Origin of the sequence: Pseudomonas savastanoi, from assembly GCF_020917325.1 — a bacterium.
In the GTDB taxonomy this organism is placed as follows: Bacteria; Pseudomonadota; Gammaproteobacteria; order Pseudomonadales; family Pseudomonadaceae; genus Aquipseudomonas; species Aquipseudomonas amygdali.
Genome location: NZ_CP076652.1, coordinates 872,407 through 890,614, shown reverse-complemented (window position 1 = coordinate 890,614; position 18,208 = coordinate 872,407). Strand labels below are relative to the sequence as shown.

18 protein-coding genes and 3 pseudogenes are annotated in these 18,208 nt (G+C 56.1%); 16 read left to right on the top strand and 5 right to left on the bottom strand.

Annotated features, from left to right (window positions below; all coding sequences use genetic code 11):
• Positions 1-169 precede the first annotated feature (169 nt).
• A pseudogene (locus KP808_RS03905) lies at positions 170-451 on the bottom strand (glutathione S-transferase family protein); the annotation flags it as partial.
• Between KP808_RS03905 and KP808_RS03900 the strand changes: the two are divergent.
• A pseudogene (locus KP808_RS03900) lies at positions 448-663 on the top strand (winged helix-turn-helix transcriptional regulator); the annotation flags it as partial. The pseudogenes KP808_RS03905 and KP808_RS03900 sit on opposite strands and share 4 nt — an antisense overlap.
• A gap of 249 nt (positions 664-912) precedes the next feature.
• Here the strand turns inward: KP808_RS03900 and KP808_RS03895 are convergent.
• A complete protein-coding gene (locus tag KP808_RS03895; RefSeq protein ID WP_122281779.1) occupies positions 913-1,347 on the bottom strand; it encodes a pilin in 435 nt (144 codons plus the stop codon).
• 226 nt (positions 1,348-1,573) lie between these two features.
• On the opposite strand from KP808_RS03895, the gene pilB reads away from it, so the two are divergent.
• From pilB to yacG, 5 genes are read left to right on the top strand one after another with little or no spacing between them, the layout of a single operon-like run.
• On the top strand, positions 1,574-3,268 hold the full coding sequence (gene pilB / locus KP808_RS03890) for a type IV-A pilus assembly ATPase PilB (protein WP_122281778.1): 1,695 nt from the start codon (positions 1,574-1,576) through the stop codon (positions 3,266-3,268).
• Positions 3,269-3,270: 2 nt separating this feature from the next.
• A complete protein-coding gene (locus tag KP808_RS03885) occupies positions 3,271-4,488 on the top strand; it encodes a type II secretion system F family protein (protein WP_003371261.1) in 1,218 nt (405 codons plus the stop codon).
• A 1-nt stretch (position 4,489) separates the two neighbouring features.
• Positions 4,490-5,362 (top strand): prepilin peptidase, encoded by an 873-nt coding sequence (locus KP808_RS03880; RefSeq protein ID WP_230017481.1) that lies wholly within the window; start codon positions 4,490-4,492, stop codon positions 5,360-5,362.
• A complete protein-coding gene (gene coaE, locus KP808_RS03875) occupies positions 5,359-5,982 on the top strand; it encodes a dephospho-CoA kinase (RefSeq protein ID WP_230017480.1) in 624 nt (207 codons plus the stop codon). The genes KP808_RS03880 and coaE overlap by 4 nt, the downstream gene beginning before the upstream one ends.
• Complete coding sequence (gene yacG, locus KP808_RS03870; RefSeq protein ID WP_230017479.1) at positions 5,979-6,188, top strand: DNA gyrase inhibitor YacG; 210 nt, start codon at positions 5,979-5,981, stop codon at positions 6,186-6,188. Before coaE ends, yacG begins: the two co-directional genes overlap by 4 nt.
• A 138-nt stretch (positions 6,189-6,326) precedes the next feature.
• Here the strand turns inward: yacG and KP808_RS03865 are convergent, their stop codons facing one another.
• The 3 genes and pseudogenes from KP808_RS03865 to KP808_RS03855 form a co-directional block, all read right to left on the bottom strand.
• Entirely contained in the window at positions 6,327-6,785 is a 459-nt protein-coding gene (locus KP808_RS03865; protein ID WP_230017478.1) for a hypothetical protein, read from the bottom strand.
• Between the two features lie 102 nt (positions 6,786-6,887).
• Entirely contained in the window at positions 6,888-8,360 is a 1,473-nt protein-coding gene (locus KP808_RS03860; protein ID WP_230017477.1) for a tetratricopeptide repeat protein, read from the bottom strand.
• Positions 8,357-8,671 (bottom strand): annotated as a pseudogene (locus KP808_RS03855) (hypothetical protein); the annotation flags it as partial. The pseudogene KP808_RS03855 and the gene KP808_RS03860, both read right to left, overlap by 4 nt.
• A 73-nt stretch (positions 8,672-8,744) precedes the next feature.
• On the opposite strand from KP808_RS03855, the gene KP808_RS03850 reads away from it, so the two are divergent.
• The 10 genes from KP808_RS03850 (at position 8,745) to KP808_RS03805 (ending at position 18,199) form a co-directional block, all read left to right on the top strand.
• A complete protein-coding gene (locus KP808_RS03850) occupies positions 8,745-9,374 on the top strand; it encodes a DUF1780 domain-containing protein (RefSeq protein ID WP_003430735.1) in 630 nt (209 codons plus the stop codon).
• Positions 9,371-9,904 carry an MOSC domain-containing protein gene (locus tag KP808_RS03845; RefSeq protein ID WP_230017476.1) on the top strand — a complete coding sequence of 178 codons (534 nt, stop codon included), beginning with the start codon at positions 9,371-9,373 and terminating at the stop codon, positions 9,902-9,904. The genes KP808_RS03850 and KP808_RS03845 overlap by 4 nt, the downstream gene beginning before the upstream one ends.
• Positions 9,905-9,917: 13 nt before the next feature.
• On the top strand, positions 9,918-10,025 hold the full coding sequence (locus KP808_RS03840; protein WP_080164415.1) for a DUF3094 family protein: 108 nt from the start codon (positions 9,918-9,920) through the stop codon (positions 10,023-10,025).
• 96 nt (positions 10,026-10,121) lie between these two features.
• Positions 10,122-11,420, top strand: a complete 1,299-nt coding sequence (locus KP808_RS03835; protein WP_044321605.1) for an NAD(P)/FAD-dependent oxidoreductase — start codon at positions 10,122-10,124, stop codon at positions 11,418-11,420.
• A 444-nt stretch (positions 11,421-11,864) separates the two neighbouring features.
• Positions 11,865-13,082, top strand: coding sequence for a methyl-accepting chemotaxis protein (locus KP808_RS03830; protein ID WP_407692667.1), 1,218 nt, complete (start codon positions 11,865-11,867; stop codon positions 13,080-13,082).
• A gap of 9 nt (positions 13,083-13,091) precedes the next feature.
• Positions 13,092-13,460, top strand: a complete 369-nt coding sequence (locus KP808_RS03825) for a response regulator (RefSeq protein ID WP_002553206.1) — start codon at positions 13,092-13,094, stop codon at positions 13,458-13,460.
• A gap of 23 nt (positions 13,461-13,483) precedes the next feature.
• Positions 13,484-13,774 (top strand): STAS domain-containing protein, encoded by a 291-nt coding sequence (locus KP808_RS03820; RefSeq protein ID WP_005732323.1) that lies wholly within the window; start codon positions 13,484-13,486, stop codon positions 13,772-13,774.
• A gap of 46 nt (positions 13,775-13,820) precedes the next feature.
• A complete protein-coding gene (locus KP808_RS03815; RefSeq protein WP_230017475.1) occupies positions 13,821-15,923 on the top strand; it encodes a chemotaxis protein CheA in 2,103 nt (700 codons plus the stop codon).
• Positions 15,924-15,953: 30 nt separating this feature from the next.
• On the top strand, positions 15,954-17,609 hold the full coding sequence (locus KP808_RS03810) for a methyl-accepting chemotaxis protein (RefSeq protein ID WP_230017474.1): 1,656 nt from the start codon (positions 15,954-15,956) through the stop codon (positions 17,607-17,609).
• 50 nt (positions 17,610-17,659) lie between these two features.
• The gene (locus tag KP808_RS03805) at positions 17,660-18,199 is read left to right on the top strand and encodes a chemotaxis protein CheW (protein ID WP_002553202.1); all 540 of its coding nucleotides are present in this window, start codon (positions 17,660-17,662) and stop codon (positions 18,197-18,199) included.
• Positions 18,200-18,208: the final 9 nt, after the last annotated feature.

Sequence of the window (18,208 nt, the reverse complement as noted above, 5' to 3'; positions counted from 1 at the left end):
AATTCTGGGCTTGATTCGGATATCTATCAACGGACGTTTTAGTAACCGAAGTGAATCAGGAAGTGACCTAATACAAAAGCTGAAATGTCCTACGATGCCATCGCGATAACACCCAGCAATCGAGTCAAAGCGCCCGCAACGAAGCGCATCCGCCGGGGGCGCTATCGTTTCAATAGGTGGGTCTAACCTGAGTCTTTAGCAGGCTCAAGCCTTCCGCTTTCAGTACAGCCTTGACGGATGGACGTGCTTCGACTCGGGCCATGAACGCTTGCAAAGCAGGTAGCGCTTCCAGCGAAATGCCAAAATTGACAGACCAGCGTGTTACCGCGAACAGGTAGGTATCGGCAACGCTAAAATCGTTACCCAGCAGGTAATCACGACCATCCGCCAGCAGGTCATTCAAGTAGGTTTGTCTGGCGATGACCGGACGCTGGGCGTCGGTGGCATCAGCTTAAGGAGATGGAAGAGAAAGGTGTGGTGATTAGGACGGTGCTGGCGACTTCGCCACCTTCTGCGGAGTACAGCCTTTCGGAGTTGGGGCTGGAGTTGCTGCCTGCGATTGCGGAGATTGCGGAGATTGCGGAGATTGGATATAGGCTTAGGCTGGAGCGGAGAGGTGAAATGGTTGAATTGGCAGGTGGTAAAACACAGCTGAAAAAGTGACTGGCGTTAGTGCGATATCAGCATCAAGACTAGTTGAAAACGCCAACAGCAAAACTGAGGCACTACAAAGAGCTATTTACAATATTTAATACCTCCTCAGAAAATCGTCATAACCAACCGAAATACAATAGCTATCACGGATAACCTTAGCAGGACGGAACGCTTAAAGCTCACTGCATACGGAACATAAAGAATAGCCCAGTCGACGACCGGGCTAACTCTATCACCCTTAGAAAAAGGATTTAACCATTAGGTTTTAGGAAGATAAGCGGTTGTAACCGTCCCACCAACACTCCATGTGCACTGAGCACTTGCAACACACACCATTGAATATACGACGGTTTTTGCGTCTACGTCAGCGCTACCGGTAGCTTGCATCAAAACTGTAACAGTCCCCTGCGTTGCTGATGTACCAACAGCAGTAACAGAAGCAACATACTTACTATTTATGTTAGCAGCAGCCGGCAAACCTAAAGATGCATTTGTTGTTGCAGCCGATAGACTACCGTCATTGAAAGCCAGCGCAAGTGCTTGCTGCGCCGGCGCAGAAATTGCGGAGGCCTCAGAAACCTTGGCCTTTAGTGTGTAAGTGTTATATGAAGGGATTGCGACGGCAGCTAGAATGCCGATGATCGCAACTACGATCATGAGTTCGATTAACGTAAAACCTTTTTGTGCTTTCATTGCTACTTCTCCGAGGCGTCAATTATGTGGTGCCTTGCGATCGAGAAAGCATAGGTCGTGCCAACAATACCGCAGCTCTGACTGCTGCAAGAATATGCGAAATACACGACTCTGAAAGGCTCAGAAATCAGCAGAAACTGACAATTTTCGTCACATGTCTCTCTGCCATTTGGCAGCACCGCCCGACTGCGCTATAACCCACCCATTGTCTGTGTCTGGTGGTTTTATGACTGATGCTGTTCTCACTGGCTTGGCCAAACAATTGGTCCTCGCCGAGCTACTTACTGAATCTGTTGCGCAACAAGCGTATCAACAGGCGCGCCGCGACAAGATTTCGTTGGTGAGCTATCTGGTTCAGAACAAACTGGTCAAAAGTCTGACACTGGCAGAGATGGCTTCCGACCAGTTTGGCGTGCCATTCATGGACCTCGCCAGTCTGGACAAAGAAAGCCAGCCTAAAGGCCTAGTGAGTGAAAAGCTGGTTCGACAGCATCATGCCTTGCCGCTGTGGCGACGTGGGAACAAGCTGTTCATTGGCATATCGGACCCGACCAATCATCAGGCAGTCACCGATATTCAGTTCAGCACTGGCCTGAATACCGAAGCGATTCTGGTAGAAGATGACAAGCTGACCACTGCAATAGATCGCTTTTTTGACAGTGATACCGGTCTAGGTAATCTGGAAGATGTCGATCTGGGCTTGGATATCGAACCGGCCGATGGCAAGGAAACCTCTCTAGCTACACAGAATGATGCTGACGATGCTCCAGTAGTGCGATTTGTCAACAAAATGCTTATGGATGCCATCCGATTAGGATCATCCGACTTGCACTTCGAGCCCTACGAAAAGATCTTCCGTGTACGTTTGCGTACCGATGGCATCCTGCACGAGGTCGCCAGACCGCCGATCCATCTGGCAAACCGTATTGCTGCGCGCCTGAAGGTCATGGCCAGCCTCGATATTTCGGAACGACGCAAACCTCAGGACGGAAGGGTCAAGTTGCGGGTGTCCAAAACAAAGGCTATCGATTTTCGTATGAATACCTTGCCCACACTGTGGGGCGAAAAGATTGTGATGCGGATCCTAGACCCGACCAGCGCGCAGATGGGTATTGATGCTCTGGGCTACGAGCCAGAACAAAAGGCACTATATCTGGAAGCGCTGAAACAGCCGCAGGGCATGATTCTCGTAACTGGTCCCACTGGGTCCGGCAAGACTGTTTCGCTGTATACAGGCCTGAATATCCTCAATACCGTAGACATCAACATTTCTACAGCCGAAGACCCGGTGGAGATCAACCTGGAAGGTATCAACCAAGTCAACGTCAATCCGCGTCAGGGGCTGGACTTTTCTCAGGCATTGCGCGCGTTCCTGCGTCAAGATCCCGACGTAATTATGGTCGGCGAGATTCGCGACTTGGAAACTGCCGAAATCGCCATCAAGGCGTCACAGACCGGCCACATGGTGCTATCAACCCTGCACACCAACAGTGCGGCAGAAACCCTGACTCGCCTGCATCATATGGGTGTCGCAGCATTCAACATTGCTACAGCAATCAACCTGATTATTGCGCAGCGCCTTGCGCGCAAGTTGTGCAGCCACTGCAAGAAAGAACTCGATATTCCTCGCGAGACACTGATTCGAGAAGGTTTTCCTGAAGATAAGATTGGCACTTTCAAGATTTATGGCCCAGTGGGCTGTGAGCATTGCAATAGTGGCTATAGAGGCAGGGTCGGTATTTACGAAGTCGTCAAGAAAACAGCGGAACTGGAGCGCATAATCATGGAAGAAGGCAACTCATTAGAGATTTCCAGGCAGATGCGTAAGGACGGCTTCAACGACTTGCGAACCTCGGGCCTTTCGAAAGCTATGCAGGGCATCACCAGCCTTGAAGAAGTCAATCGCGTGACCAAGGATTAAACATGGCCAGCAAGGCAGTCAAAGTCATCGTTTACACGTGGGAAGGTGTGGACAAGAAAGGCACTAAAACCAGTGGAGAACTGAGCGGCCATAACCTGGCACTCGTAAAAGCACAACTGCGCAAGCAAGGCATCAATCCGACCAAAGTGCGCAAGAAGTCCGCTTCGATCTTCGGTAAGGGCAAGAAAATAAAGCCACTGGATATAGCTTTTTTTTCTCGGCAGATGGCCACAATGATGAAAGCCGGCGTTCCATTGCTGCAGTCGTTTGACATCATCAGCGAGGGTGCTGAAAACCCGAACATGCGTACGCTCGTGGGTTCACTCAAGCAGGAGGTGTCGGCCGGCAACAGCTTTGCGACGGCATTGCGACAGAAACCGGAATATTTCGATGACTTGTTTTGCAACTTGGTAGATGCCGGTGAGCAAGCAGGGGCACTTGAGAGTCTGCTGGACCGAGTGGCAAGCTATAAGGAAAAGACGGAAAAGCTCAAGGCTAAAATAAAAAAAGCAATGACGTACCCAATCGCCGTGTTGATCGTAGCGATTATTGTATCAGGTATTTTGTTGATCAAAGTGGTACCGCAGTTTCAATCCGTGTTTGCTGGTTTTGGTGCGGACTTACCTGCGTTCACTCTAATGGTTATTGGTCTTTCAAAAATTGTTCAGGAGTGGTGGTTGTTAATCGTTGGCCTATTGTTTTCAGGATTTTTTTTATTTAAACGGGCTTACAAAAAATCTCAAAAATTTCGCGACGGACTTGATCGTCTTTTGCTAAAGGCACCACTCATTGGGCCTCTTATTTTCAAATCTTCGGTAGCTCGCTATGCGCGCACACTTGCTACGACTTTTGCCGCTGGTGTACCGCTTGTAGAGGCGTTGGACTCGGTTGCTGGAGCCACAGGCAATGTAGTGTTCAAAAATGCAGTCAATAAGGTCAAGCAAGACGTTTCCACAGGTATGCAATTGAATTTCTCGATGCGATCTACGGGAGTATTCCCAAGCCTTGCGATCCAGATGACAGCCATTGGCGAAGAGTCCGGCGCCCTGGACACCATGCTCGACAAGGTAGCTACTTATTACGAGGATGAAGTCGATAACATGGTCGACAACCTGACCAGCCTGATGGAACCTATGATCATGGCCTTTTTGGGAGTGATCGTCGGCGGCCTTGTTATTGCCATGTATCTCCCCATCTTCAAACTCGGAAGCGTCGTCTGACATGCCCCTCCTCGACCTCCTGGCCAGCTCCGCGCTGGCCTTCGTCATTACCTGCTGCCTACTCGGCCTCATCGTCGGAAGCTTCCTCAACGTAGTCGTCTACCGCCTCCCCAAAATGATGGAGCGAGACTGGAAAGCCCAATCCCGTGAAATGCTCGGCCTGCCTGCCGAACCCGATCAGCCTGCCTTCAACCTGAACCGCCCCCGCTCGAGTTGCCCGTACTGCGCGCACAAAATCCGCCCGTGGGAAAACCTGCCGGTCATCAGCTATCTGCTGCTGCGCGGTAAATGCTCACAATGCAAAGCCCCCATCAGCAAACGCTACCCATTGGTCGAGCTGACCTGCGCAGTGTTGTCGGCCTACATCGCCTGGCATTTCGGCTTCGGCTGGCAGGCGGCGGCGATGCTGGTGTTGAGCTGGGGCCTGCTGGCGATGAGTCTGATCGATGCCGATCACCAGTTACTCCCTGACTCTCTGGTGCTGCCACTGCTGTGGCTAGGCCTCATCGTCAACGCTTTCGGGCTGTTCACGTCGCTGAACGATGCGCTTTGGGGCGCGGTGGCCGGTTATCTGGCGCTGTGGTCGGTGTTCTGGCTGTTCAAGCTGGTGACCGGCAAGGAAGGCATGGGTTATGGCGACTTCAAGTTGCTGGCCATGCTTGGCGCATGGGGCGGCTGGCAGATTCTGCCGTTGACCATCCTGCTGTCATCACTGGTGGGCGCGGTGCTCGGGGTGATCATGATGCGTGTGCGCAGGGTTGAAAGCGGTACGCCGATCCCCTTTGGTCCTTATCTGGCCATTGCGGGCTGGATCGCTTTGCTCTGGGGTGGTCAAATAACCGACTCTTACATGCAGTTTGCCGGTTTCAGATGACTCACCCTGATCAAAAACCCTGGATTCTTGGCCTGACTGGCGGCATTGGTAGCGGTAAAAGTGCAGCGGCACAGTGCTTTACCAACCTTGGCATCGACACCGTGGATGCCGACCATGCCGCCCGCTGGGTGGTCGAGCCAGGGCGTCCAGCGCTGGAGCAGATAGCCGCGCACTTCGGTAAAGGCGTGTTGCAGGCCAGCGGCGAGCTGGATCGTGGCGCGCTGCGCAAGGTGATCTTTGAAAACCCGGAGCAGCGACGCTGGCTGGAAGCACTGCTGCATCCGATGATCAATCAGGAAATCGTCAGCCATCTGGCCAGGGCCAAATCGCCGTATGCCATTCTGGTTTCGCCGCTGCTGATCGAATCCGGACAATACCGCATGGTGCAGCGCCTGCTGGTCATCGATGTGCCACAGCAGGTGCAAATAGAACGCACCATGCTGCGCGACAGTTCCAGCCAGGAGCAGGTCGAAGCCATTCTAAAGGTGCAGATCCAGCGCGAAGACCGTTTGCGTCATGCCGACGATGTGCTGGTCAATGACCGCGATCACGCCTGGCTGAACAGCGAAGTCGAGCGGCTGCACCATTTTTACCTTACTTTGCGTGGAGGCCAATCATGAGCCAACCAATGACCGTCCAATGCCCAACCTGCGATGCCCCGGTGGAATGGAGCGCCGCCAGCCCGAGCCGCCCGTTTTGCTCAGAGCGCTGCAAACTGATCGACCTGGGAGCCTGGGCTTCTGAAGAGCATGCGATTCCGGTGAGCCCGGATGCCGAGGATGAGTTGTTCTCGGGTGATCTGGAGGTTCCGCACCGGGGGCATTGATAGTCCTCAATGCGCAGGCAACTCTGCTTCTGTCCAACGGGTGTCGAAGTCACCGGGGCGGCGATCCGCATTACTCACGAAGGCTGCCTCACAGTCGCCTGACTCCAAGCGGCTGTGGTCAACCTCTCAAGGGTATATTCACCTGACGCTCATTTTCCTGAGCCCATAAACCGCAATCAGAAAATCTCGTGCAGACCAAACCCAGCCTCCCAGCAAAAGACAGGGAACCAGTATGGAAAAGAATTGATGAAAGTCAGAAAATGGCCTCTTGGCAACCCCCACTCCAACAATCGCCAGAATAAAAAGACAGAAAAACAAATAACCGAGCGTTCTAAAAAACAAATAAACGACGTTTGAAAATCTCATACTGCCTACCCACACCACACCCTTTGGCGAGAAAAGTGCCATCCAACAAGCGTGGCATACTGTCGACCAACCAAAGCAAGTAAACTGATAGGTCGATATTCGAACTCCCGCGTCAAGATAAATCCAGGCATACGTGGCATCCATCACCTCAACGGCAGCTGTTAAATGACCGGTAAAATAATAGAGACCTATACCGCCCAACACATAAACCGCCAAACCCAAAATAAACACTGCCAGGTTCCTGCTTTAGGATAATTTCACCTTCACCACCCCCGCCCTTTTTCAGACCAGGATGACGCGCTTTCCAAATCGTCAATAAGCTGTGCAAAATTCTTATTTCAGATAGTTATCAACAGCAACGCTCTTGTTTCTACAAGTCTCGTGCGACAGTTTGTCTCCATCCACAGCCTTTCCGGAATCCATCTCCTGCGCAACCTTATCTATCGCATCTTTATAGACTTCGCTGTCAGGGTTTATGCTAGACGCGCACTTCATCAAGGCATAGCTAATCACTGGATTTCTCAAAACACCCAGACCTTTCTCATAAAGCAGGCTAAGGTTCGCGAAAGCGACGTCGTCATCCTGTCCTGCCGCTTTCCAGTACCAGTCCATAGCTTTCGAGTAATCCTGGGGAACACCATAGCCATATTTGTACATGTTGCCTAACTCGTTTTCCGCAAAGGCAATGCGCTCCGCAGAGAGCGCACGAAAATACAGCAGCGCTTCTGCATAGTTACGCTCAACACCACGCCCCTCTTTTAACATGAGCGCAAGTTGATACTGCGCACGAGGCATACTTTGAGCCGCAGCCAATCGATACCACTTTGCAGCTGTGGCGTTATCAACAGCACCGCCACGGCCTGATTCAAAAAGACTTGCCAGATCAGCCTGCGCAACGGCAAGCCCTTGAGTAGCTGAGAGCCTAAGCCAATAACGAGCCTCTTTGTAGTCCGTCGCTGTCCCTTTGCCAACGCTATAAAAATATCCAATCTTGTACTGCGCAGGGGCATAGCCAGTTGAAGCGCTGCGCCGGTACCAAGCAAGGGCGCTCTCATAGTTCTGATCTACACCTTTGCCATACTCATAGGCTTGGCCCAGCGCCAGTTGACCGATAGGGTCGTTTCCCTCAGCAGATTTCTCATACCATTTAAATGCCTCATGCTCATCTTTCTCGACACCCGTTCCTTCCGCGAGGCTTTTAGCAAGGTTTCGTTGCGCCAGGAGATCGCCTTTCTCGGCTGCCAATTTAAGAAAGCGAAAACCTCTGACCGCATCACGGCCGACACCACGACCTTCGATATACCCCACGCCCAGAATATTCAACGCCTCGGCATCACCACTGTCAGCGGCACGCTGTATGAAGCCAACCGCTGACGCTTCATCTTTTTCTACGCCTCTTCCTTCGCCAAGCATAAGTGCGTATCGGGACTGTGCAGCAGGTAAACCTTGCTCCGCAGCGACCTTATAAAGGTCAGCAGCCTTTGATAGATTTACAGCTGTGCCAATACCGTTTTCATAAAAAAAACCTAACCTGTACTGAGCCAGCACCAGCCGCTGTTGTGCGGCGGCAGAGATATTCTCAAAGGCCTTTAGCGTATCTTTGGATACACCTTTCCCCTCCTCATACTGCAACCCGATGTAGTACTCGGCCTCAGCATTGCCCTTGGCAGCCTCCTTCTGGAAGAGAGAAAATGCTTGCTCATACAGTCCTTGACTGTACGCATCCTGGCCTTTTTGCATTGATGCCAATGCGCCCTCTGAAAGACAAAAAAATAAAAGCCCGGCGAAGAGTGCATTAGCTTTCAATATCCAATTCCTGAATGCATATTCTGAGTACCATTTGACTGGCTTTTCATGCCTTCGGCGCCGTACAGAAAAGCTTTAGGCGGCTGACTGATCAGCTGCCCGTCGCGCAACTGTAACCACAGCCCTTTATCGTCATCGCCTGCGTACTGCGGCACAACGCGCACCTCTCGATGAAGGATGAGGCGATAGCGGTAATCGCGCATTTAGGGAATGGCGAACACCGTGTGGCGTGATCCCAGAAAGCCCTTTGGCTTATCCTGAAGAGCCTCGATAAAAGCAGCGCCTGCGGGCATTTTTTCGCAAGCGATCAAAAAATGAATTGCCAGTCTACACCCCTGCATTCACTCTTCCAGTCATGGCAACTTGAACGCTAAGCTTGGCCCTATGGATGACTCAGACTACCTACGCCTGTTGACGATCCAGGCCGAACAAGCCAACGCCTTTCTTTCCAATGCGCGGAAGTGGGAGCGTGAGCGTTGGGTTTGTCAGCGCCTGTTGCAGGGGCTGAACATTGCGCATCGCAATGAGGACTTCACGCCGGCCACTCAGGAGCCGCCGGATGTGCTGTTTCGTGACGGGCGTTTCGAGGTGTTTTTTGTGCTCGATGAGGGCCGTCGTCTCAATGACGAGTGGCGTGAGGAGCTGGCGCGACGACGTAGCGCTTTCTCGTTGAGCCAGCTGGTACGTCGGGAAGCGAAGCCCAAACGGATTCCCGCCTCTGAACTGCTGCACCGACTCGCCCCTACCCTGCGCAAGAAATCCACCAATTATCGCGAACGCGGCATTGACCTGGGCGGACTGGATATCATCGCCTTCGCCAGCCTCAAGCGCGAGGTGCTGGACCTCAACAGTCATTTTCCGCCACCGACCGAGTACCTGCGTCAGGGCTGGCGTTCGTTGTCGCTGGTGGGGCCGACCTTTGCTCGGGTATTGTTCGCGCATCCGGGCGCTCCGGACTTTTTGCGTACCAACCTGGGGCGCAGTGTCGTTTTCGATGTTGGAATCAGTTTATGAGCCCCTTGCAGGAACTGCTGGCCGATGTGCCTCAACAAGGCCGTGTGCGCTGGATTGGTGTGCGTCCGGAGTCGCGGGTCGAGATGATCGAACTGGACGCGGTGGAAGCGCGGCGCGAAGCGGGGCTGACCGGCGATCATTCGCGACCTGGCCCGCGCAATGCACGGCAGGTGACGTTGATCCAGTGGGAGCATCTGGCGGTGGTCGGTTCGTTGCTAAACCGCTTTGCGGATAACCCCATCGTGCCGCAGGATTTGCGGCGCAATCTGGTGATCAGCGGCATTAATCTGTTCAGCCTGAAAAACCGACGCTTTCGCATCGGCCAGGCGATTTTTGAAACCACTGGCTGGTGCCAGCCTTGTGCGCGTCTGGAGCAGCGCCTTGGTCGCGGAACCTTTCAGGCGGTGCGTGGGCATGGCGGAATCACTGCGCGAGTGTTACAAAGCGGCATCATCCGCCTGGACGATGTGTTGCAGGTAGAGCCGCTGGAAATCACTGATCCCTGGCCCCCTGCCCGTCAGCACGCTTGAGACAACGCATAAATTGAGCCGCCACCTGAACCCGGAACCGCAAAGGTGTGTCGAAGAGTACCTTCAGGCAAACCGGCATCCAGTCGAGCGCAGGCCGCTCCTGATCCCGGTGTTGCCGTGATAAACCCGTTTATTGAGCCTTCTGACGCTATGAGCTGCCTTGCGCTCGCGAAGATCAGGCTCCCCGCGAATTCCTTAAACCTTCCGAGTAATCCTTATGACGCATCGTATTGTTATCGTTGGCGGCGGCGCTGGCGGTCTGGAGCTGGCGACCAGCCTGGGTAAAACCCTGGGCAAGAAAGGCACGGCCAGTGTCACGCTGGTCGACGCCAACCTGACGCATATCTGGAAACCGCTGTTGCACGAGGTAGCGGCCGGTTCGCTCAACTCGTATGAGGACGAGCTGAACTACGTGGCCCAGGCCAAGTGGAACCACTTTCAGTTCCAGCTCGGGCGTATGACCGGGCTGGACCGCGCCAGTCGCCAGATTCACCTGGCCGAAACGCTGGATGAAAACGGTGCCGAACTGGTTCCGGCACGCAGTCTGGGCTATGACTCGCTGGTCATCGCCGTGGGCAGCACCACCAATGATTTCGGCACCACGGGCGCTGCGGAACATTGCCTGTTTCTCGACAGCCGCAAGCAGGCCGAGCGTTTCCATCAGCAACTGCTCAACCACTATCTGCGTGCTCACGCAGGTCAGGCTGACAGCGCGCAGGAAATTACTGTTGCCATCGTTGGCGCAGGTGCTACTGGTGTTGAACTGGCGGCAGAACTGCACAACGCGGCGCACGAGTTGGCCGCTTACGGACTGGGCCAGATCAAGCCGGAAAACCTGCGCATTACCGTGATCGAAGCCGGGCCTCGGGTGCTGCCTGCATTACCAGAGCGTATCGGCGCGCCGGTACACAAGACACTGGAAAAACTTGGCGTGACGGTGCTGACCAATGCCGCTGTGAGTGAAGTGACCGCCAATGGCTTGATCACGGCCAGCGGGCAGGTCATTCCGGCCAGCTTGAAAGTCTGGGCGGCGGGTATTCGGGCTCCGGCGTTTCTGCATGAACTGGATGGGCTGGAGAGCAACCGGATCAATCAGTTGCAAGTGCTACCGACGCTGCAAACCACCCGCGACGAAAATATTTTCGCCTTCGGTGACTGCGCCGCCTGCCCGCAAAAAGGCACCGACCGCAACGTCCCGCCACGCGCTCAGGCTGCTCATCAGCAGGCGTCGTTGCTGGCCAAATCGCTGCGCCTGCGGATCGAAGGCAAGACCTTGCCGGAGTACACCTACAAGGACTACGGCTCACTGATCTCGCTGTCGAGCTTTTCGGCAGTCGGCAATCTGATGGGTAACCTGATGGGCAGCGTGATGCTTGAAGGCTGGCTGGCGCGGATGTTCTATGTGTCGCTGTATCGCATGCACCAGATGGCGCTGTACGGCACCTTCCGCACCCTGATGCTGATGCTGGGCAGCAAGATCGGCAAAGGCACCGAACCACGGATGAAGCTGCACTAAGGCCCGCCAGTCGAGAGACATGCGGGAGAACACCATCGTGCCCATGCTCCGCGTGGGCATGCCCTTCTGGACACTCTGCGTCCTCCTTGAATTGACCTGTGCAGCGCAGACCGCAAGAACACTATCGTGCCCATGCTCCGCGTGGGCATGCCCTTCTGGACGCTCTGCGTCCTCCTTGAATTGACCTGTGCAGCGCAGGCCGCAAGAACACCATCGTACCCATGCTCCGCGTGGGCATGCCGCTCTAGACGATCTGCGTCCTCTCTTGAGTGAATCTCACTCTGCACTGACTTGCAGTGCCCTGAATACCCGCTATTTTTAATCTGACCGGGCTCTGCGCGATGCGATCGGACGGAAGGCGCTCGTACAGGTATCAAGTTCGTCTGCACCGCGCAGATAACCATTGAGTCGTGTACAACGCTGCACTGTTCAGGGATCGAACCTATGATGTCGAATCATTCCAGCAGTACTCCTGCGCAAAGTCGTCCGCATTTCATCTGGTTTTCTCTGATTCCCGTCATACCTGCCGTTGCCTGGATCCTCACGCAATCCGGTACGAGTACGACCAATCTGCTTGCTTGTGCGGCCCTGCTCGCTATCGGTCTCGGTGCCTGTGCATTGGCTGCCCGCACCCAGCAGAACGACGTGCGTCGCGCTGTTGCCCAAGCGCTGGACCATCACCAGGCACATAACGCTCAAACCAGCGCCATGGCCTCCCATGCACAGCTCAATGAAGTCTTTCTCGGTGCCATGCCGATCTGGGCCAAACAGGTCGAAAGTTCGCGCCAGCAGACCGAAACCGCCATTGTCGAGCTGAGCAGCCGCTTTATGGGAATTTCCGAACGCTTGCAGGAAACCGTGCAGGCCTCGCAGCACGCTGCCGGTGAGCTGGACGGTCAGAATGCCGATGGCGCTCTGAAAGTCCTGTCCCAGAGCGACAGCGAGCTGAGCCAGGTGATTGACTCCCTTAAAGCCACTCAGGCCAGCCGCGACCAAACGCTCTCCCAGGTTCGCAGCCTGACCGCCTACACAGGCGAGTTGCGCACCATGGCCGCGGACGTCGCAGCCATTGCCGCACAGACCAACCTGCTGGCCCTTAACGCCGCGATTGAAGCGGCCCGCGCAGGCGAAGCTGGCCGTGGTTTTGCCGTGGTAGCTGACGCGGTGCGCAGCCTGTCGAGCAAGTCCAGCGAAACCGGTCAGCAGATGTCGGCCAAGGTCGACATCATCAATAACGCCATCACGCAACTGGTGCAGGCCGCCTCCAGCGGTGCTGATCAGGACAGCCATTCGGTGGCCGCTTCCGAGCAAAGCATCCAGAACGTCCTGGAGCGTTTCCAGAGCATTACCGGTCGCCTGGCCGAATCCGCCGACCTACTCAAGCAGGAGAGCTTCGGTATTCGCGACGAAATGACCGAAGTCCTTGTAAACCTGCAGTTTCAGGACCGGGTCAGCCAGATTCTCGCTCACGTACGCGACAACATCGACTCTTTGCACGCGCATCTGTTGCAGGCCAGCCAGTCTCCCGATGAGGCCGTTGCCATCGACGCCCGGCAATGGCTGGCGCGCATGGAGTCCACCTACGCGACCGACGAACAACGCCACACTCACCGCGGCGAATCGGCAGCACAGCAGGATTCGCAGGAAATCACGTTTTTCTAGGAGTAGATCATGGCTAAGAGTGTATTGGTGGTCGACGATTCAAGCAGTGTCCGGCAGGTTGTCGGCATCGCGCTGAAAAGTGCCGGATACGACGTTATCGAGGCCTGCGATGGCAAAGATGCACTGGGCAAGCTGACCGGGCAGAAAGTGCACCTGATCATCAGCGACGTGAACATGCCGAACATGGATGGCATCACGTTCGTCAAGGAAGTGAAGAAGCTGGCCAGTTACAAGTTCACGCCGATCATCATGCTGACCACCGAGTCTCAGGAATCGAAAAAGGCAGAAGGTCAGGCGGCAGGTGCCAAGGCGTGGGTCGTCAAACCGTTCCAGCCAGCGCAAATGCTCGCAGCGGTTTCCAAGCTGATCCTGCCCTGAGATCAAGGGCCATGGAGGCCAGCATGCCAACCCCAGACGACAATCAGGCTGACGCCACCCGCGTGCAGATCGACGGCGAGCTGACGATCTACACCGTGACCGAACTCGCCGCCCGTTTGCTGCCACAGATCACTGGTGCGGCGCGAGTGGAAGTCGACTTGTCGCAAGTTACCGAGATGGACGGTGCCGGCCTGCAATTGCTGGCAGTCATCCAGCGCGAAGCCGGCAAGACTGGGACCTCGCTGCGCATGACTGGGCAAAGCAAGGCAGTCACCGAAACCTTCGAGTTATGTAATCCCGGTGTCGTGCTGTAGCGCGTCCATTTGCATTATTGCCGAGTGATCGATCAAGGAAGTCATCGTGAGTATTAATCTCGATCAGGCACAGCAGACGTTCATCGTTGAAGCGCGTGAGCTTTTGCAGGCCATGGAGGAATCCCTCCTGCAACTCGAAAGCGAACCGGGCGATCAGGACGCGATTGGCGCAGTGTTCCGCGCAGCGCACACCATCAAGGGTTCGGCCGGGCTATTCGGGCTGACGCCTATCGTCAGCTTCACCCACATCGTTGAAGACGTGCTCGACCGCCTGCGTGAAGGCAGCGTGTCGGTGGACGCCGGGCTGATCGCAGTGCTGCTCAAGTCCGGCGATCACATGCTTGAGTTGATCGACGTAGTGGCCAGCCGTGGCGAGCCATTGCAGCCGCCCGCTCTGGAACGCGAAGCGGCGCTGCGTCAGGCGTTACAGGTCTATCAGGCACCGGGCAATGCCCAGCCTGCTGACGAGGCGCGAGCGCCGAGTGTGATCGATGAACAGCCTGCCGAAGTGCTATGGCATATCTCGCTGCGTTTTGGCGTGGATGTGTTTCGCAACGGCATGGACCCGCTGTCGTTCCTGCGTTACCTCAATACTCTGGGGCAAATGGTTCAGGTCACCACCGTCACCGACAGCATCCCGGCGCTGGAAGCGTGGGACCCGGAATCCTGCCACCTGGGCTTCGAGATCGATTTTCGCTCGTCTGCCGGGCATGCCGCGATCAACGAAGTGTTCGACTTCGTGCGGGAAGACTGCGCTGTTGAAATCACCCCGGTGAACGAGACGCCAGACCACGTCGAGCCTACCGGCACCGAACTGGTCTCGCAAACCGAACACAGCCCAGCGGTTGCCAGCGGCGAACTGCTGGGCGACCAGCGTGCCGTGCCGCGTGCTCCTGCTGCGGCAACAGCTGTAGAACGCCCTTCTTCGTCCAGCGAGCAGAAAAACAAGGACGGCCGTTATGTGCGCGTCAATGCCGACAAGCTTGATGAGCTGATCAACCTGGTCGGCGAACTGGTCATTGCCAGCGCCGGAGCCAGCCTGCTGGCACGTTCGTGCGACAACGACCCGCTTCAGGAAGCCAGCTCGACCGTGTCAGGGCTGGTCGAGCAAATTCTGGATGGCGCGCTGCACCTGCGCATGATTCCCATCGGCGACACTTTCAATCGTTTCCGCCGCGTAGTACGCGATGTCAGCCAAGAGCTGGGCAAGGACATCGACCTGATTATCAACGGTGCGGAAACCGAACTGGACAAGACCGTTGTCGAGAAGATCGGCGACCCGCTTATGCACCTGCTGCGCAATTCCATGGACCACGGCATCGAAAGCGCCGAAGCACGGCGCGCGGCAGGCAAACCGGCAAAAGGTCATTTGAGCCTTAATGCGTACCACGACTCCGGCAGCATCGTCATTGAAATTGCCGACGACGGTGCGGGGCTCAACCGCGAGCGGATCCTCGACAAGGCTCAGCAGCGCGGGCTGGTGGCAGCGGGTGCGAGCCTCACCGATCAGGAGATCTACAACCTGATCTTCGAGCCCGGCTTTTCTACCGCCGAGGCCGTCACCAACCTGTCAGGGCGTGGCGTCGGCATGGATGTGGTGAAACGCAATATCACCTTGCTGCGCGGCACTGTGGACCTGGACAGCCACCCCGGTCAGGGCACCATCGTGCGCATTCGCCTTCCGCTGACGCTGGCGATCATCAATGGTTTTCTGGTCGGTATCGATCAGTCGACTTACGTCATCCCGCTGGACATGGTTCAGGAATGCATCGAGCTGGACGAACAGAATCGTCACCTGACCCGCGACAGCGGCTACCTCGACCTGCGTGGCGAAGTGTTGCCGCTGGTCTACCTGCGTGATCACTTCAATCATGAAGGCCCGGCTGCTCGACGCCAGAACGTGGTGGTGGTGCGCTACGCCGAACACAAGGCCGGGTTGGTGGTAGATGACCTGCTCGGCGAGTTCCAGACCGTTATCAAACCGCTGGGCAAGCTGTTCGGCGCACTGCGCGGCATCAGCGGCTCGACGATTCTGGGCAGCGGTGCGGTGGCGTTGATTCTCGACATACCGGCCTTGCTCAACCAGATCGTCCAAATGGAAGCCCGCTCGACCCAGGCGCCTCAAGCTCTATTGCCCACTTCTCGCTGATGGATTTGCAATTCCCAAGGAGTTACTTCAATGAAATGGTTTTACGATCTGAAGATTTCCACCAAGCTGATTACCTCGTTCCTGGTGGTTCTGGCGTTGACCGCGGCCATGGGAGTCTTTGCCATTATCCAGCTGGGCCAGGTCAACCAGGCCGCCCAGGACATCAAGGAAAACTGGATGCCGTCCGTGCGCGCGGCGTCGGGCATGCGCTTTTATGCCGCCAACTTCCGGCTGAAGGAAAACCGCCACATTGCCGCCGACTCTGCCCAGGAAAAGGCGCAGATGGAGCTTGAGGCAGCAGAATCGCGCAAACAGTTTGAAACGCGGCTGGCCACTTACGACAAGCTGATCGTCAGCGATCAGGACCGTCAGATGTTCAGTGCCGTGAGTGCCTCCTGGTCCAACTACCTGAAAGTCAGCGACAATCTGTTCGCTCTCTCCCGGCAGGGCCAGGAGACCGAAGCGCGTGCCTTGCTGCGCGGTGAGTCCAAACTGCACTTCGACGAAGTGACCAACCAGTTGCAAAAGATGGTCGAGCTCAACGACGCCGGCGCGACTGCCGCTGGCGACAAAGGCACGAGCCTGTACGAAAGCGCGCGCATCTCGATCATTGCCGTTCTGGTTGCAGCCTTGCTAGTCGGCCTGGGTCTGGCGCTGTTCATTGCACGGATCATTTCCCGGCCACTGAAAGAGGCAGCGACTGCCGCCGAGCAACTGGCCGAGGGCAACCTGAACGCCCATATCGGGCACGGTTCCAAGGATGAAACCGGCATGGTGCTGAACGCCATGCGCAACATGGTCGGCAAGCTGTCACACATTATCGGCGAAGTGCGTAACGCCGCCGACAACCTGGCCAGCGCTTCGGAAGAAGTCAGCGCCACCGCGCAATCCATGAGCCAGGCCACCAGCGAACAGGCGGCCAGCGTCGAAGAGACCAGCGCGTCGGTCGAGCAGATGAGCGCCAGCATCAACCAGAACACCGAGAACGCCAAAGTCACCGATGGCATGGCCAGCAAGGCTGCCAAGGAAGCGACTGACGGCGGCGAATCGGTGCAGCAGACCGTCGTGGCGATGAAGAAAATCGCCCAACGCATCAGCATCATCGACGACATCGCTTACCAGACCAATCTGCTTGCCCTCAACGCGGCCATCGAAGCAGCCCGTGCGGGCGAACATGGCAAGGGCTTCGCGGTAGTGGCCGCCGAGGTGCGCAAGCTGGCTGAACGCAGCCAGGTCGCGGCTCAGGAGATTGGCGAGCTGTCGTCAAGCAGTGTGGAAATGGCCGAAAAGGCTGGCAAGCTGCTGGACGAAATGGTGCCGTCGATCAACAAGACGTCAGACCTTGTGCAGGAAATCAGCGCGGCTTCAGAGGAACAGGCTGCCGGTGTTGCGCAGATCAACACCGCCATGACCCAGCTCAATCAGGTCACTCAGCAAAACGCATCAAGCAGCGAAGAACTGGCCGCCACCGCTGAAGAGATGAGCAGTCAGGCCGAACAGCTGCAACAGGCCATGAGCTTCTTCACCCTCGATGCATCGCCAAGGGCCGTCGCACAAGGCAGCCCTGTCGACGGTCGCAGCAGCCCGAACCGCCAGCCCCCGCGCCCACCGCAACAGGCTCCGCGCAAGGCGTTTGCGCAAAGCATGGCGGGCGCCCCGGACGAATCGGAATTCACTCGTTTCTGATGACTGGCTGCTGATTGCCGGCCTCGATAGCGATTCACAGGGAGAACGACATGGGCTCATTGGTCACGACTCGACAGACCGCCACAGCGGTCGAGGAAGAGGCGCAGTACCTGACTTTCATGCTCGGTGGCGAGATGTTTGCCATCGGCATTCTGGGCATCAAGGAAATCATCGAATACGGCAGCCTGACGGTGGTGCCGATGATGCCCGCCTTCGTGCGCGGGGTGATCAACCTGCGCGGCGCTGTAGTGCCCGTGGTTGATCTGTCGGCGCGCTTCGGGCGACAGAACTCGGACATCACCCGGCGCTCGTGCGTCATCATCATCGAGGCCAGCAGCGAGGACGGCCAGCCGCAGGACATCGGCCTGCTGGTCGATAACGTCTCGGCGGTGCTGGAAATACCGGCCTCGCAGATCGAACCGCCACCGAACTTCGGTGCGCGCATTCGTGCCGACTTTATCAGCGGCATGGCCAAGGTCGACGGCAAGTTCGTCATTGTCCTTGAGGTCGATCGGGTGTTGTCTATCGATGAAATGTCCAGCCTCGCCGAAGCAAGTCAGTCGCTGCCTTCCGACGCCGACGCGACGTGAGGCCTGCAC

Bases quoted from the DNA above. Each gene is read 5' to 3' on its own strand.
- KP808_RS03895 (WP_122281779.1), bottom strand. From the start codon at position 1,347: ATGAAAGCACAAAAAGGTTTTACGTTAATCGAACTCATGATCGTAGTT.
- pilB (WP_122281778.1), top strand. From the start codon at position 1,574: ATGACTGATGCTGTTCTCACTGGCTTGGCCAAACAATTGGTCCTCGCC.
- KP808_RS03885 (WP_003371261.1), top strand. From the start codon at position 3,271: ATGGCCAGCAAGGCAGTCAAAGTCATCGTTTACACGTGGGAAGGTGTG.
- KP808_RS03880 (WP_230017481.1), top strand. From the start codon at position 4,490: ATGCCCCTCCTCGACCTCCTGGCCAGCTCCGCGCTGGCCTTCGTCATT.
- coaE (WP_230017480.1), top strand. From the start codon at position 5,359: ATGACTCACCCTGATCAAAAACCCTGGATTCTTGGCCTGACTGGCGGC.
- yacG (WP_230017479.1), top strand. From the start codon at position 5,979: ATGAGCCAACCAATGACCGTCCAATGCCCAACCTGCGATGCCCCGGTG.
- KP808_RS03850 (WP_003430735.1), top strand. From the start codon at position 8,745: ATGGATGACTCAGACTACCTACGCCTGTTGACGATCCAGGCCGAACAA.
- KP808_RS03845 (WP_230017476.1), top strand. From the start codon at position 9,371: ATGAGCCCCTTGCAGGAACTGCTGGCCGATGTGCCTCAACAAGGCCGT.
- KP808_RS03835 (WP_044321605.1), top strand. From the start codon at position 10,122: ATGACGCATCGTATTGTTATCGTTGGCGGCGGCGCTGGCGGTCTGGAG.
- KP808_RS03830 (WP_407692667.1), top strand. From the start codon at position 11,865: ATGATGTCGAATCATTCCAGCAGTACTCCTGCGCAAAGTCGTCCGCAT.
- KP808_RS03825 (WP_002553206.1), top strand. From the start codon at position 13,092: ATGGCTAAGAGTGTATTGGTGGTCGACGATTCAAGCAGTGTCCGGCAG.
- KP808_RS03820 (WP_005732323.1), top strand. From the start codon at position 13,484: ATGCCAACCCCAGACGACAATCAGGCTGACGCCACCCGCGTGCAGATC.
- KP808_RS03810 (WP_230017474.1), top strand. From the start codon at position 15,954: ATGAAATGGTTTTACGATCTGAAGATTTCCACCAAGCTGATTACCTCG.
- KP808_RS03805 (WP_002553202.1), top strand. From the start codon at position 17,660: ATGGGCTCATTGGTCACGACTCGACAGACCGCCACAGCGGTCGAGGAA.